The 14,378-nt window shown below is 58.8% G+C and carries 12 protein-coding genes and 2 pseudogenes; 5 read left to right on the top strand and 9 right to left on the bottom strand.

Going from position 1 to position 14,378, the window contains the following annotated elements; translation table 11 throughout:
* Window positions 1–7 precede the first annotated feature (7 nt).
* Window positions 8–190 (bottom strand): annotated as a pseudogene (locus AABC73_RS16815) (MFS transporter); the annotation flags it as partial.
* Between AABC73_RS16815 and AABC73_RS16820 the strand changes: the two are divergent.
* Window positions 191–703, top strand: a pseudogene (locus AABC73_RS16820) (LysR substrate-binding domain-containing protein); the annotation flags it as partial.
* A 147-nt stretch (window positions 704–850) separates the two neighbouring features.
* Window positions 851–1,129 (top strand): hypothetical protein, encoded by a 279-nt coding sequence (locus AABC73_RS16825; RefSeq protein WP_341520151.1) that lies wholly within the window; start codon window positions 851–853, stop codon window positions 1,127–1,129.
* On the opposite strand, the gene AABC73_RS16830 is transcribed toward AABC73_RS16825, so the two are convergent.
* From AABC73_RS16830 to AABC73_RS16855, 6 genes are all read right to left on the bottom strand, one after another.
* Window positions 1,126–2,322: a CaiB/BaiF CoA-transferase family protein gene (locus tag AABC73_RS16830; RefSeq protein ID WP_341520152.1), complete on the bottom strand. Its 1,197-nt coding sequence runs from the start codon at window positions 2,320–2,322 to the stop codon at window positions 1,126–1,128. The two genes, AABC73_RS16825 and AABC73_RS16830, sit on opposite strands and share 4 nt — an antisense overlap.
* A 2-nt stretch (window positions 2,323–2,324) precedes the next feature.
* Window positions 2,325–3,266: a hydroxymethylglutaryl-CoA lyase gene (locus AABC73_RS16835; protein WP_341520153.1), complete on the bottom strand. Its 942-nt coding sequence runs from the start codon at window positions 3,264–3,266 to the stop codon at window positions 2,325–2,327.
* Window positions 3,267–3,307: 41 nt separating this feature from the next.
* Window positions 3,308–4,594: a citrate:proton symporter gene (locus AABC73_RS16840; RefSeq protein WP_341520154.1), complete on the bottom strand. Its 1,287-nt coding sequence runs from the start codon at window positions 4,592–4,594 to the stop codon at window positions 3,308–3,310.
* 113 nt (window positions 4,595–4,707) lie between these two features.
* Window positions 4,708–5,406 carry an RraA family protein gene (locus tag AABC73_RS16845; RefSeq protein ID WP_341520155.1) on the bottom strand — a complete coding sequence of 233 codons (699 nt, stop codon included), beginning with the start codon at window positions 5,404–5,406 and terminating at the stop codon, window positions 4,708–4,710.
* 12 nt (window positions 5,407–5,418) lie between these two features.
* Window positions 5,419–6,441, bottom strand: a complete 1,023-nt coding sequence (locus tag AABC73_RS16850; protein WP_341520156.1) for a hydroxyacid dehydrogenase — start codon at window positions 6,439–6,441, stop codon at window positions 5,419–5,421.
* Window positions 6,442–6,583: 142 nt separating this feature from the next.
* Complete coding sequence (locus AABC73_RS16855; RefSeq protein WP_341524261.1) at window positions 6,584–7,501, bottom strand: LysR family transcriptional regulator; 918 nt, start codon at window positions 7,499–7,501, stop codon at window positions 6,584–6,586.
* A gap of 290 nt (window positions 7,502–7,791) precedes the next feature.
* Here AABC73_RS16855 and AABC73_RS16860 point away from each other — a divergent pair, with 290 nt between their 5' ends.
* From AABC73_RS16860 to AABC73_RS16870, 3 genes are read left to right on the top strand one after another with little or no spacing between them, the layout of a single operon-like run.
* Window positions 7,792–10,041: an ATP-binding protein gene (locus AABC73_RS16860; protein ID WP_341524262.1), complete on the top strand. Its 2,250-nt coding sequence runs from the start codon at window positions 7,792–7,794 to the stop codon at window positions 10,039–10,041.
* 16 nt (window positions 10,042–10,057) lie between these two features.
* Window positions 10,058–10,519 carry a response regulator gene (locus tag AABC73_RS16865; protein WP_341520157.1) on the top strand — a complete coding sequence of 154 codons (462 nt, stop codon included), beginning with the start codon at window positions 10,058–10,060 and terminating at the stop codon, window positions 10,517–10,519.
* A gap of 27 nt (window positions 10,520–10,546) precedes the next feature.
* On the top strand, window positions 10,547–12,925 hold the full coding sequence (locus tag AABC73_RS16870) for a response regulator (protein WP_341520158.1): 2,379 nt from the start codon (window positions 10,547–10,549) through the stop codon (window positions 12,923–12,925).
* Window positions 12,926–13,260: 335 nt separating this feature from the next.
* Here AABC73_RS16870 and AABC73_RS16875 read toward each other — a convergent pair whose 3' ends face one another.
* Window positions 13,261–13,935: a response regulator transcription factor gene (locus AABC73_RS16875; protein WP_341524263.1), complete on the bottom strand. Its 675-nt coding sequence runs from the start codon at window positions 13,933–13,935 to the stop codon at window positions 13,261–13,263.
* Between the two features lie 85 nt (window positions 13,936–14,020).
* Window positions 14,021–14,338: a hypothetical protein gene (locus AABC73_RS16880; RefSeq protein WP_341520159.1), complete on the bottom strand. Its 318-nt coding sequence runs from the start codon at window positions 14,336–14,338 to the stop codon at window positions 14,021–14,023.
* Window positions 14,339–14,378 lie beyond the last annotated feature (40 nt).

A 14,378-nucleotide genomic window follows, 5' to 3' on the forward strand; every position in this document is an offset into this window, starting at 1 on the left:
CGCCAGTTCATCGTGCAACCGGCATAGCCGTGCGGGATACGAGCAATGCCAGCACGGCAGCTATCAGGAGAAATACCCCGCTGGCGATGAACGTCGCCTGGTAGCCAACGCCGTCATAAAGCAACCCGCCCACGGTCGCGCCAAAAATAATTGCCAGCTGAATCCCCGCGACCATCAGCCCACCCCCGGCCAAGTCAGGATTGCCCGCAATGCCGAGCTGCTTGCCCTGCTCGACCGCGATGGCCTGGATATGGCGTTGGCCTGGGACACCGAACATAAGTCCTCCCATGCGACCCGCCTGGGCGAAACGCAGATGTACTGGATAGGCGCGCGTAACACGCCGCCGGTCAAACGTCTTGCTGACTCACCCGTGCCATTGATCATGTTTGACGCCCCTTGCGTGCTGCGCAGTGCCGCCACCCAGGCGCTGGATGGGGCGGGAATTGCCTGGCGAATCGCATTGACCACCCCCAGCGTTGGCGGAATCTGGGCTGGCGTTGCTGCCGGATTGGGCGTGACACTGCGAACCCGCGTTGGACTGCCGAGCCATCTCAGCGTCATTTCCGGTTTACCGCCGGTGCCAACCCTGGCCTATGTGCTGCACTTCAATGGCGAACACTCCACGCCGGCCGCCAGACAATTGGCTGCGTTGATTCAAACGAGCCTTAAAGAACAGGCGTTCAGTTTCACCAACACGAAATAACGCAATGCATCCAGACATCGGCCATCAGTTCGATATGGGGGAAGGAGACAGAGGAAGCGCTGGCGAACGCCTTGGCGGCGCAACTCGGTCTAACCTGCATGACATGACCCTAAAAACGCTTCAGCCTCTAGATGCACAGGAAATGCAATGACCGGTATCACAATGCGCCGCTGTTCATCATGGGCCCTGCTCTCTTTGCTCGCCATCAGCCTGGCGCTGATCGCGGGTTGCTCAGGCACCACGCCGACCCAGGGTTCGAACTGCTACGCAAAAGCGCTGCCCAGCGTCGGCACAGTTGGCCTGGCCTGGGGCTCGTCCTTGAACATGGCGCGCAAAAAGTCTCTGGATAACTGCAAGCGCTACGCCGGGCGATCCGGCGGTACGCCCAGTACCTGCGAAGTGGTGTTGGCCAAGTGCAAGAATTAGCCTTTAACAACTCCAGCAGCCTGTAACGCCTGAATCTCTGCGTCGGAATAACCCATCTGGGTCAGCAGTTCAGTGGAATGGCTGCCAAGTTCGGGAACGTTCAGGCGTGTGCCGAAGCGCTGACCATCCATTTCGAAGGGCAACATGGGCACCTTGACGTTTTCGCCATCAGGCAGCGTCAGCGCCGCCATGCCACCCGAGGCATTCAAGTGGCGGTCTTCGAACAGATCCTCGGGGCGCTGGATCGGCGAGAATGGCAGCCCTGCCGCTTCGCAACGGGCCATGACCTCGACCTTGCCCATGCCGCCGAGACGCTGGCTGACAAACGGCAGGATCTGATCACGAGCCTGCACCCGTTGGTTGTTCTGCACCAGAGTGGGGTCGACAGCCCAGTCGCTGAAGTCAAAGGCCTTGCAGAAGCTTTGCCATTGGCCGTCGCTCACAACGCCCAGAAACACCTGCTCATCATCGGCCGTGGTGAACACGTCATAAATGGCCCAGGCCGACACGCGATTGGGCATCGGCGCGGCGGCCTTGCCGGTCACGACTTTCTGCATCATGTGTTGCGCGACGAGGAAGGCTGAGTTTTCGAACAGGCCGGTCTGTACGAACTGACCCAGGCCGGTCGAATTACGTTGGTGCAACGCGGCCAGGATTGAAATGGCACTGAACATGCCGCCCATGACGTCATTCACCGACGCGCCAGCCCGGAGTGGACGCCCCACCGGCCCGGTCATATAGGCCAGGCCGGTCATCATCTGCACCACCTCATCCAGCGCTGTGCGTTGATCGTAAGGCCCGGGCAGAAATCCCTTCATCGAGCTGTAGATGATCGACGGTTTGATCGCCTTGACCTGCTCATAGCCCAGCGCGAGTTTTTCCATGGCGCCGGGACGAAAGTTTTCGGTGACCACGTCCGCGCTGGCGATCAGTTTGCGCACGGCCAGCATGCCCTCCTCGGTTTTCATGTCCACGGCAAAGCTTTTCTTGTTGCGGTTATAGGTCATCCAGTAGCCCGCGCCCGAACCCCGCAAACGCCGGGTGTTGTCGCCCGCTGGAGCCGGCTCGACCTTGATGACTTCGGCGCCAAGATCGGCCAGGACCAGACCACAGGTCGGGCCCATGACCATGTGCACGAATTCGACGACGCGGATGCCAGCCAGTGGCAGGGTCTTTTCGGAAGTCTGCTGCATGTTCATAAGTCCTTGCTTGCGTAACGAAAATTCTTGCCGACCCCGGCGTCAGGAATGAAGCCGTACAGCGGCTCGCCCGGCAGGCCTTGGTGCAGCCATTCCCGTGCCGCAACCAGCCGATCAATGTCGACGCCGGTGCGCAGGCCCATGGACTCAAGCAGGTAAACCAGATCCTCGGTGACGATATTCCCCGAGGCTCCCGGCGCGTAAGGGCAACCGCCCAGACCGCCTTGCGAGGCGTCGATGGTGGTCACGCCGACATCGAGCGCCGCAACCACGTTCGCCAGCCCCTGGCCCCGGGTGTTATGAAAGTGAGCGCTGCCCGCGACAGGCCCCAGTTCGTTGCGCAAGCGGGTGAACAGGCGACGCACCTGCGTGGGGTTGGCATAACCGACCGTATCGGCCAGGCCCACCTCCTCCAGGCCGAGTTCGGCCATCTTCAGTGCCATGCGGATCACGTCATCTGCCGGCACGACACCTTGCAGCGTGCAGCCGAACACCGTGGAGAGTCCGGCTTCGATCTGCACATGAGGGAAGTGCTGGTTGCGCCAGGCAACGACCGAGCGAACCTCCTCGATCACTTGCGCATGCGTCTTGCGGATGTTTGCCAGCGAGTGCGGTTCACTCACGGAAATCGGCAGGGTGATCTTCTGCACACCCGCCTCGAACGCCGCCTGGGCGCCTCGGAGATTGGGCACCAGCGCAGTGACGAACAGCCCCGGCAGCGTGCGGGCGTGGACGACCAGCTGTGCGGCGTCCGCCATCTGCGGCAGCAACTTTGCCGGGACGAACGAGCCAATCTCGATCTCTCGCAGGCCAGACGCCGCCAAGGCCGAAATCCAGTTTATTTTCAGCGCTGTCGGCATCGTCGCTGACACGCTTTGCAGCCCGTCCCGTGGCCCTACTTCGCTGATCAACACATCAATGTCGGGATTGTTTTGCATGGTGTTGCCTCTTGTTCGTTTCAGGGCGTCGGCGCGGTCGCTCAATGCAGGATGGACAGCGCGCCGATCATCAGCGACATCACGAACATCACGCCGACCGTGCCCAGCGACCATTTCAGGGAGATGCGCTGGTTGTCCGCATAGTCGACATCCAGCAGCCCGCACAGCAGGTAGGTCGAAGCCACCAAGGGACTCAGCACATGGACCGGCTGACCGATCAGCCCGGCGACGGCCATCTCCATGGGACCAATACCGTAATGGCTGGCGGTATCGGCGAGGATCGGCAGGATGCCGAAATAGAACGCGTCGTTGGTCAGCACGTAGGTGCCCGGCATGCTCAACAGCGCGGTAATCAGTGACATGTACTGCCCGGCCCACTGCGGAATGATGTAGATCAGGCTTTCCGAGATGGCCTTGATCATGCCGGTGCCGGTCATGATGCCGACGAAAATCCCTGCCGCGAAAATCAGCAACGACACCAGCATCACGTTATCCGCGTGGCGGGCGATCAGGGCTTTCTGTTCTTCGATTTTCGGGAAGTTGACCACCGCGCCGAGGCCGAACGCGAGCATGAACAAAATCGGCAGGGGCAACATGCTCATGACCATGCAGGCAATCAATGTGATGGTGAGCACGGCATTGAAGGCGAAGCGCCAATCCCCAGGTCTGGACTCCTTGAAATGATCCATGCCCTCGCCTTCGCGCAGCTCGATCACACCCAGACGACGCTTCTCCATACGGCCCAGCAAAAACGCCACGAACACCACCCACGCCAGCGCGGCGAGCATCATCGGCAGCATTTCCATGAACAGACTCGCGATGTCCACATGCATCGCACTCGCGGCGCGGGAAAACGGCCCGGCCCAAGGCAGCATGTTCATCACGCCGTTACTCAGCAACAAGACGGTCGCCATGACTTGCAGGCGAATGCCAGTGCGCCGGTACAACGGCAAGAGCGCGGCGGTGGTGATGATGTAGGTCGTCGCACCGTCACCATCGAGACCGACGCAGATACCGAGAATGGCGCTGCCGATCACGATTTTCTGCGGATCGCCCTTGACCACTTTGAGGATCAACTTGACCAGCGGATTGAACAGGCCGGCATCGGTCATCATCGAAAAGTACAGAATCGCGAAAGTGAGCATGATGCCGGTGGGTGCGAGCATCTTCACCCCGTCGATCATCATCGGACCAAGCCCGGCGGCGAAACCGCCGATACAGGCGAAGACCACCGGGACCAGCATCAGCGCCACCAAGGGCGAGAGCCGGCGGCTCATGACCAGGTACATGAAGCAGGTGATCATCGTATAGCTGAGGATCGTCAGCATGGGTTCCCTCTTTTTTTTGGTTTTATCTGGGTGACGTTTTACGGGTGCAACCCGGCAGCCATCAGCAGCGATGACCGAGAGCGTGTTGAGTGCGAGGTATCAGTGCAATGAGCTCAGACCGGCAGGCCTTTGGCGCGCAGCAGCGCGTCGAATCGTTCAGGGTTCGCTGTACCGAGGCGGTTGGTTTCGCGGATTGAAGCTTCCCGCTCCAGATGAGCGAGGGTTTTCGGCAGCAGCGCGGCAACGTCGGCCTGCGGCACCGCCAGCACGCCATCCGCGTCGCCGAGCATCAGGTCGCCCGGCATCACACACAAACCGGCGCAGGCAATCGGCACGTTGATTTCACCGGGTCCGTCCTTGCTTGGGCCCCGATGGGTATGCCCCGCCGCGAACACCGGGAGGATACCTTCGGCCAATTCCTCAAGATCACGAACGGCTCCGTCAATGACGATCCCGCCCAGTTTCACGCGCAATGCGGTGGTGCGGACCAGGCCGCCAATCACCGCCTGACTGAGATCGCCAGCGCCGTCGATAACCAGCACATCACCGGGCTGCACCATCATCAGCGCCTTGTGCACCATCAGGTTGTCGCCGGGCCGGACGCGCAGGGTAAACGCCGGGCCGCAAAGCTTGAGTGTCAGGTCGCCGTGGTAGATGTGCAATCCCCGGGCGCCGATGCTGCGACCCAGGCAATCCCCCGCAACCGCTACCGGAATCGTGCGAAAAGCGGCAACCAGTTCACTGTCCAGGCCGTCATTGCGCGGATTGATGCGGTAGCCGGTTGGCCAGTCATTGAGAGCAGAAGTGGTCATGGGTATCTCCGGTCAGAGGGGAAGGATGTCGGCGTTGACACAAGACGTACGCGGCACAGGCTTGCCACTCAAAAAATCAGTCACATTGGTTGCTGCGTCCCGAGCCATGGCGGCCAGCGCCGCTGGCGTCGAACCGCCGACATGGGGCGTCAGCAGCACGTTGTCCAGGCTCAGCAACGGGCTGTCGGCAGGGAGTGGCTCGATGGCCATGGTGTCCAGGCCGGCGGCGTACAGCCGACCGCCGCGCAAGGCCTCGACCAACGCCGCTTCGTTGACGACTTCGCCTCGTGCGGTATTGATCAGGACGGCGTGCTCGGGAAGCAACGCAAGTTCAGCCGCGCCAATCAGGTCCCGGGTTTGCGCAGTGAGCGGTACGTGCAGGCTCAGGACATCGCTGAGGGGCAATAAAGCCGCCAACGAGCCCATGCGCTCGGCGCCCATCAGGTCGCTGTCGGCGGCGAGGAATGGATCGTAGACGCGCACGGCCATGCCCAGCGCCTGACACACCGTGGCGACTTTTCGCGCGACCTGTCCGAAACCCACCAGCCCCAGGGTGCGACCTTGCAATTCCAGGCCGTCCTGAGCGCGGGACCAGCGACCGGCGCGGATTTCGTGGTCCATCCAGCTCACTTTGCGGGCGGCGCCAAACATCAGGGCCAGGGTCATTTCGCACACCGACTGCGCGTTGGCGCCCGGAGTGACATAAACCGGGATTCCCCGGGCGCTGGCCGCCGCAACATCGATGTTGCTCACGCCAACGCCGTGTTTAGAGATGACTTTCAGGCTCGGGCACGAGGCAATCGCCTGTTCGCTCAGCTCGAAAGTGCGGGAGATCACGGCGTCCACCGGGTGGGTCGCCATCAGGTGCTCGATGTCGGCGACTTCCTGCCCTTGACGCACGAACAGGACGCGGCAGCCTTGCTGGTTGAGGATGTCCAGTCCTGCAGGGGCCAGGCGCTCTGCAGTGACGAGAATGCTGTAGGTCATAGTGGACGCCTTGTTTTGATTATTGGCATCGGTACCGACTTCACGCATCGTCGCCTACCGCCATGACCCCATGTTTAACCTATTCCTCGTATAAATCTATTTCCGCTTTTTTATTCAACTATGAATGTTATTGATAGAAATACCCATGCTTCGCCCATGCTGGGGAAATGGGTAACACTTGCTGGATTATTCAGTCCTGCTCGGAGTGATCAGTGAACAACGCCGTCCCTTCTCGCTTGAGCAAGTCGACGATGTAAGCAGCAGGCGGCGAAACGTAAGCTTCGCGGCGCATCACCAGGCCGAAACTGCGTTTCATGGTGGTTTCTGCAAGCGGGACTTCACGCAACGTTGCGCCGATCTTGCCGACCCCCAGGTTATGCCTGGAAATGAAGCTCAACAGCGGCGTATGAGCGATCAGTCGCGGCATCATATTGATGGAGTTGGTTTGAATCTGGATCTGCGGCATATCCAGCTGATGATTGAAAAATGTGTTGTCCAGCCAGCGCCGCGTTGCCACGGTCGGCGCCGCCAACACCCAGCGCCAGTTGCACAGGTCGGCCATGCTGATCGGTTGTTTGAACAACGCATGGTCGACGCTGGCAACCACCACCACTTCGTCCTGCAACAATGCGAAGGTTTCGAACTGGGCGACATCCACCGCCGATAACGGACAGATCAACAGGTCCAGTTGTCCCGTGCGCAATGCATTGAGCAGCATATCGTTCTGCCCGGTGACCAGCTCCAGGGTCAGGTCCGGCGCGGTCTCCAGCAACAGCGAAACCAGGCTGGGCAACAGGTATTCGGCGGCAGTCGGGCCGCAGCCAAGCCGCACATTGCCCACGGTGCCTTTGGCGAAATCCTGAATTTCCCGACGGGTTTCCTGCACGCCCTGACGCAGATGTCGCGCCCGCATCAGAAGCAATTCACCTGCGGGCGTAAGGCGCATCCGACGGCCCTCGCGGAAAAACAACGCGGTACCGAGGGTTTGCTCCAGGCGCTGAACGCTTTTCGACAGCGCAGGCTGTGTGCGATGCAGCTTGTCACCGGCGCGACCGAGATTGCCCAGATCAGCGATGGTTTCGAAATAGTAGAGGTCGCGTAAATCCATCGAGACAAATTCCACTTTGGTTTGGGCAGCAAGCTTGATCCGTTGCCCATTGGGCGGACCGGATGGCGTGTATTTCCTGAAGAGCATGTTACTCCGCAGGTTCAAATCAGTTATTGATCCTGTCATCGGGAACAACGGCACTCAGCGTCATTCAAACAAACTGAGCTTGCGTAATTTGATACTGTGTCATCGGATTTTTCGACGCAAACGCATTTTGGTGATTTTCTGCTCGTTACTTGAGCCTGCTTCACCCGTCTCAAAAGCCTTCAAAGGGAAAAATTTTGACCGCTATCGACACTGAAGCATCGCTGCAAGCCGCTATCGATAATTGCGCTCGGGAACCTATTCGCATCCCGGGCAGCATCCAGCCTCAAGGCTTCCTGATCGTCATTGATGAAGCGGCGATGAAGATCGTCCAGATCAGCGAAAACATTGCGCAATGGCTGAATATCGAGCAGACATCCCTGTTGGATATGGAGCTGGATGCGCTCGTCGAGAATGGCTCAGCGTACGTGGCCCAGCTGGGTGAACTTGACGAAGATGCGTCGCAGCCCTGCCACGTTGGTGATGTCACTTTCCTTCAGGGCGATCAATCCGGCCACCCGGTCGCGATGATGCTCCATCGCAACGATGACGTGTTGATTGCCGAGTTTGAACCTGCCGGCGACACGGCTTCCGCTCACGGCCGGCTGTATCCGTTGGTGCGTTCGTTCATCAGTCAGATGCGTGAAGACGAAAGCGTTGACGAACTGTGTAATCGCTCTGTGTCCTTCATCAAGCGCATCACCGGCTTCGGGCGGGTCAACAGTTATCGATTCGATAAAGACGGCAACGGCGTGGTCAACGCCGAGCTGGCCAACGATGGCTACCCCAGCTATCTGGGCCTGTGCTTCCCGGCGTCGGACATTCCCCGCCAGGCGCGCGAGCTCTACTGCGCCAACCGCATCCGGATCATTGCCGACGCCAACTACGTGCCCTCCGCGATTATCCCGGCGATCAACCCCAGGACCCAGCGCCCTCTCGACTTGAGCTATGCGACCCTGCGCAGCGTTTCGCCCGTGCATCTGCAGTACATGCGCAACATGGGTACCGGGGCATCCATGTCCATCTCGATTGTGGTTGAGGGTGAACTGTGGGGGCTGATTTCCTGCCACAACTCAGAACCCCGCTCTGTCAGCTTTCAGACCCGCTCGGCCTGCGAACTGCTGGGCAGGGTGCTGTCATTGCAGGTGGAAACCAAGGAGGCTCACCTGCGCAATCAGCGCATGCTGGGCCTGCGAAGAGACATCGTCCAGATGTTGGCGGCAATGGCCGATCAGGACAGCGTGTTCAACGGGCTCAAAGCCCTGCCTGATACGTTTATCCGTTTTGTCGGTGCCACCGGCGCGGCGGTCGTCTCTGATAACGAATGCGACCTGTACGGCCAGACACCGCCGGAAGGACAGGTTCGGGCGCTCGCCGCCTGGCTGACCAAACGCAATGGAGCGGATGTCTTTCACACCGACAATGTCGGGGTGGAAATTCCGCAGTTGCCCGGGCTGGCCAAATCCGTGAGCGGCGTTTTGTCCGTATCCATCTCCGTGCTGCATTCGAACTTCCTGATCTGGTTCAAATGCGAGCAGGCCCGTACCGTTCATTGGGCGGGAAGACCAGAAAAAGCCATTGATCAAAGCGGCTCGTTAAGTCCCCGTCAGAGCTTTGATCTCTGGAAACAAAAGGTCGAAGGCTTCTCCACGAGCTGGGACGCAACCGAACTGGAAGGTGTCGCCGAACTACGCCTTGCTGTGCTCGGAATTGTCTTGCGCAAGGCGGAGGAAATGGCCCAGCTGACCATCGAGCTCAAGCGCAGCAACAAAGAGCTTGAAGCGTTCTCCTACAGCGTTTCCCATGACTTGCGCGCCCCGCTGCGCCACATTGCCGGCTATGCCGAGTTGCTCACGGACATGGAGCAGGGAAACCTCACCGAACGTGGCCAGCGTTTCCTGGGCACCATCGGCGAGTCAGCAAAATTTGCCGGGACGCTGGTGGACAACCTGCTCAGTTTTTCCCAAATGGGCAGATCGGCAATGCGTCAGTCAGAGGTCGATCTGACCGCCATGGTCGAGTCGATCCGGACTGAAATGCAACCTGACTACGAAGGCCGGACGATCGAGTGGGTGGTTCGGGACCTGCCGGTCATCATTGCCGACCCTGCGTTCCTGCACCTGGCGATGCGCAACCTTATCGCCAACGCCATCAAGTACACCCGCACCAAAACGAACGCCGTCATCGAGATCGACGCCTTCAAACGCGACAACGTTGTCGAGGTCAGCATCCGTGATAACGGCGTGGGCTTTGACATGCAATACGCAGACAAACTGTTCGGGGTCTTCCAGCGCCTGCACCGGATGGAGGAATTTGAAGGCACTGGCATCGGCCTGGCCAATGTCCGGCGGATTATCGAGCGTCATGGCGGCACCGTCCGGGCGCAAGGCGTGCTCAACCAGGGCGCGGTCTTCTCCTTCACCCTACCCATTCAAACCCTGAGTCCAGTTGCCTGATTGAGGAACAAACGTGATGCTCAAACCCATATTGCTGGTCGAGGACAATCCCCACGATCTGGAGCTGACCCTGATCGCTCTGGAACGCAGCCAGCTCGCCAATGAAGTGATCGTCGTTCGTGACGGCGCGGACGCGCTTGATTACTTGTTCCGCCGCAATGCCTACGCGCAAAGGCTCGACGGCAATCCCGCAGTACTGCTGCTGGATCTGAAATTGCCCAAAGTCGATGGGCTGCAAGTGCTGGAAGCCGTTCGCCAGTCGGAAGAGCTGCGCAGCATTCCCATTGTCATGCTGACCTCGTCCCGTGAAGAGCCTGATTTGTCGCGCGCCTATCAACTGGGCGTCAACGCCTACGTCGTCAAGCCTGTGGAGTTCAAGGAGTTCGTCAGCGCCATTTCCGATCTGGGTATTTTCTGGGCCGTACTGAACGAGCCGCCACCCGGATCGGTCAGAGCTCAACGTCGTCCCGGTTCCTGACCCTTATTGATAAGCGCAGTCGACTTAATGCCATTGAATGCACTGAGAATCCTCCTGATTGAAGACAGCCCGCACGATGCGGAGCTGGCACTTCTGGCATTGGAAGCCAGCGGCATCGAAGTTGACTCAACTCTGGTTCACAACCACCACGGCGCGGCTCAAGCCCTGAGCCAACAGGTATTTGACGTCGTTCTGTGCGACTTCCTGCTGCCGGGTTCCTCCGGCGCAGACGTGCTGAAAATCGCCCAGCAGCTGACCCCCAAGACCCCTTTCATTTTTCTGTCAGGGATTTTCGGTGAGCAGCAGGCAGTGGAAATGATGCGTCTGGGGGCGGTGGATTACGTCCTCAAGCAAAACCTGAAGATGCTGCCCAAGGCCGTCAAGCGGGCTGTCTCCGAGGTCCGCGAACGCGCACAACGCAAGGCCGCCGAGTCGGCGCTGCAAGACGTTGAAGTACGTGCCCGGTTGGCCATCGAGGCGGCAATGATGGGCGTCTGGGAGCTTGAACCGTTGACCGGGCGGGTGCTGTGGGATGAACGCTGCAACGCCTTGTACGAAATACTCCCCAACAGCCCCGTCGACCTGCCGTTTCTTCTGGCCCGCTGTCATCCGGATGATCGAGCGCAGCTTGAGCTGAAAATCAACGAGGCCATGTCAAAGGAAGCCGACTACCAGATTGAATACCGGGCGCTGATGCCGAGTGGTCGATCACGCTGGTTGTTTTCCAATGGACGCTCGGTGTTTGAAAATGGCCAATGTGTACGCTTCACGGGTGTGATGCAGGACATCAGCGAGCGTAAGCAGGCGACCAGGGAACTGGTGGAACTCAACAAAGCGCTGGGCGCACGCGTTGAACTGCGAACCCGTGAGCGCGACCGCACCTGGGAGTTGTCCCGGGAGTTGCTGGCCGTGTTGCAGCTCGACATGACGCCCATATCGTTCAACCCGGCGTGGGAAGCGGCTTTGGGCTGGTCCAATCAGCAGATCAGCCAGATGCGCCTGTGGGAATTGATCCACCCGCTGGATCTTGACGCCACAGTCGCAGAAGTCGCGAGCATTGCACGCGGCAATATCTCGACCCGCTTCGTCAATCGCATGAAGCACCGCTCCGGTGACTATCGCTGGCTCTCCTGGACAATCGTACCCGAGGACGGACTGATGTATGCCGCCGTTCGCGATATCACCGAAGAACGCGCGGTAATAGATGAACTTGCCGCTGCCAACAAACTGCTTCGCGCGCAAATCAGCGAGAAAGAGCGCATAGAAGCCGACCTGCAGCAGATGCAGCGGCTTGAAGTGGTCGGCCAATTGACGGCTGGCGTGGCCCACGATTTCAACAACCTGCTGACCGTGATCCTGACCAGCACCGCCTTCGCTATCCGCGATATCGAACGCGGCACACTGGACAAGACCATCAACCGTTTGCAGAACGTCAAGGATGCCGGGGAACGCGGCGCACGGCTCACCGCTCAGTTGCTCTCGTTTTCGCGCCGGCAACGGTTGCAGCCTGCGGCGATCAGCCTGAACGACACGATCCGCAGCATGGGGACTCTGCTGGTCCGTGCATTGGGAGGCAGCGTCTGGATTGAAACCGATCTGGCCACCGACCTCTGGTACGCCATGGGTGACCCGACGCAGACTGAAATGATCATCCTCAACCTTGCCATCAACGCGCGCGATGCGATGGCAAAAGGTGGTCCCCTGTCCTTCTCGACCTTCAACGCAGAAATCACCAGGCCTGCAGTGCGCCCCGAGGATCCGGAACCGGGTAAGTATGCGGTTCTGGCCATCAGCGATTCGGGGAGCGGGATGAGTGCGCAGACGTTGAAGCGCGCATTCGAGCCGTTCTACACCACCAAGGATGTCGGTAAAGGCTCAGGGCTGGGCCTGGCCCAAGTGTTCGGATTCGCCAAGCAGTCAGGCGGCGGCGTCATGATCGAGAGTGAACTGGGCGTGGGTACCAAGGTGATGGTCTATCTGCCCAGTGTGGCCAAACCTGAGACCCTGCCGAAAGAAATCCCGGCAGAGCCAGATCCCGCACACGAAGCCGGTTCGCACACCATTCTTCTGGTCGACGACGACCCTGACGTCCGCTCCGTTACCGTGCAGATGCTTGATTCCATGGGTTACACCGTGAAACAGGCGCAGGACGGCGTCGAGGCTCTGGAAATGCTCAATCATTCCATCGATCTGGTGCTGACCGATTTCGCCATGCCTGGCATGACAGGTGGTGAGCTGGCCGCACTGATCTATGAAAACCATCCGGAAATACCGGTGCTTTTCGTGACCGGCTATGCCGATACCGATGTGCTGGGTCTGGAAGGCTCGCTGGTAGTACAAAAGCCGTTCAACGAAAGCGATCTGCAGGCCAAGCTGCATAAAGTGTTGAGCAACAGCAAACGTTAACGCCGGAGTCGCACAACAGACCGGCCGGTCAAGGCTCGACAGGCTCAGAGGTCCCGTTCGCCCAGTCCCGAACCGTTTGAGCGAACAGCCGCAACGCCATCAGGGGATGACGATTGGCGGGGTAATACAGGCAGAGTCCTGAATAATTAATGACAGCAGCAAACTCGGGCACCTGGTCGCGCTCGCCCGACGAGGCGATACATTTAGTAATCATTTGGTCCACTGCGCAAGACGCATGTCATCTCCGCGAGCAGGCGCGGTTTGACGAGATAGCAGATACCCATGCATGCCCGCGCAGGCCACCTTCGTACCGAAAGCGGCCGCTTTACTTGCGCTCAGTACGGGCTGTGCAACTTGTAGCCCACCCCGTGATGGGTGTGCAGCAGAGGTATGTCAAAAGACTTATCGATCGCCTTGCGCAGCAGGTAGATATTACTGCGCAAACTATCGGTATCCGGAGTATTGGTACCCCAGATCGCTTCTTCAAGTTCCTTTCGTTTTACCACCAAAGGACTTTTGCGCATCAGCAATTCGAGAAATACCAGATTGGTCGGGTTCAGCTTGAGCAATTTGCCGCCACGACAGACTTCGAGAGAGTCCAGATCGTAGGTCAAGTCATGAACTTGAAGCATGCGATTACTTAACCCTGTTGAACGGCGGGCGACCGCTTCGACGCGAGCAAATAGTTCGGACAGGGCGAACGGCTTGACGATGTAGTCATCCGCACCCACTTTGAACCCGGCCAGCCGATCACTCAATTCATCCCGGGCTGTAAGCATCAGGATGGGAACCTGTTGCCTGGTATTTTCTCGCAGGTTTTTACACACCAGATTGCCATCCATGCCGGGCAGCATAAGGTCCAGTATGATGGCATCGAAGTTGCCTGTTACTGCCAGATGTAACCCTGCCAAGCCGTCCAGGGCGCCGACAACTTCACAGCCTTTAAGTGTGAAGTATTCGGTTATATTGGCGAGAATATCCTTGTGATCTTCGATAACAAGTATTCGCATATATCCCTCTTCATTATTATTCAAATGCGGCTCTGCCAACCCCTGTCGATAATCCGGACAAATACGTCTGATTGTCGAATTGACTTTATACGCAGCCATTCGAATCGGCCTGCAGGTAGCGTTGAACCAGACGCAGGCCCACCAGCGGTAGCCCGACACCCGCAACAAACACGCTCCACACAATGCTTTCGAGGCCAAACGCAATCAACGCTGTGCCCACGAACGCTGCCGGCAATACCGGAAACAGCGCTAGACAAATCAACAATGCGTGAGGACCCAACAATTTTTTTAGTCGGCCTTTCGCGTTGAAGATGCAGACTATCCAGAGCAAAGCCCAAACACCGATGCTCACTAAATAAAGGGCTAGATGAAGTAGATCCCCCACCATTCCATACCCATGCATATCCATTCCTCCATACCCGCTTACGGCTTAATCCTTGAAT

It is taken from the genome of Pseudomonas sp. G.S.17, assembly GCF_038096165.1.
Lineage (GTDB): Bacteria > Pseudomonadota > Gammaproteobacteria > Pseudomonadales > Pseudomonadaceae > Aquipseudomonas.